This is a genomic window from Luteibacter sp. HAY1-4A (assembly GCF_056755355.1).
Genome location: NZ_JBNDHZ010000112.1, coordinates 1 through 816, shown reverse-complemented (window position 1 = coordinate 816; position 816 = coordinate 1). Strand labels below are relative to the sequence as shown.

Below are 816 nucleotides of genomic sequence, written 5' to 3'. Positions count from 1 at the left end.
CCGAAACTAGCGTCTCGGTTTCATAGCCTCCCACCTATCCTACACAGAAGAACTCAACGTTCAGTGTAAAGCTATAGTAAAGGTTCACGGGGTCTTTCCGTCTTGCCGCGGGAACGCTGCATCTTCACAGCGATTTCAATTTCACTGAGTCTCGGGTGGAGACAGCGCCGCTGTCGTTACGCCATTCGTGCAGGTCGGAACTTACCCGACAAGGAATTTCGCTACCTTAGGACCGTTATAGTTACGGCCGCCGTTTACTGGGGCTTCGATCAAGAGCTTCGCCTTGCGGCTGACCCCATCAATTAACCTTCCAGCACCGGGCAGGCGTCACACCCTATACGTCCACTTTCGTGTTTGCAGAGTGCTGTGTTTTTGATAAACAGTCGCAGCGGCCAGGTTACTGCGACCCCTCGATGCTCAGTCACGCACGTGACCACACCAAGGGGCGCACCTTCTCCCGAAGTTACGGTGCCATTTTGCCTAGTTCCTTCACCCGAGTTCTCTCAAGCGCCTTGGGATTCTCACCCTGCCTACCAGTGTCGGTTTACGGTACGGTTTTTCTACAGCTGAAGCTTAGTGGCTTTTCCTGGAAGCGTGGTGTCAGTCACTTCGTCCTCATAGGACTAGTCTCGGTGCTCGGCGTATGTGATCCCGGATTTGCCTAAGACCACCGCCTACCGCCTTTCCCCAGGACAACCAACGCCTGGTAGACCTAACCTTCTCCGTCCCCACATCGCACTGTAGAAAAGTGCAGGAATATTAACCTGCTTCCCATCGACTACGCATTTCTGCCTCGCCTTAGGGGCCGACTCACCC

Annotated in this window: 1 rRNA gene; it reads right to left on the bottom strand. The window is 54.3% G+C overall.

What is annotated here, in order from left to right:
* Positions 1 to 816, bottom strand: a 23S ribosomal RNA gene (locus ACPYOD_RS19155); the annotation flags it as partial.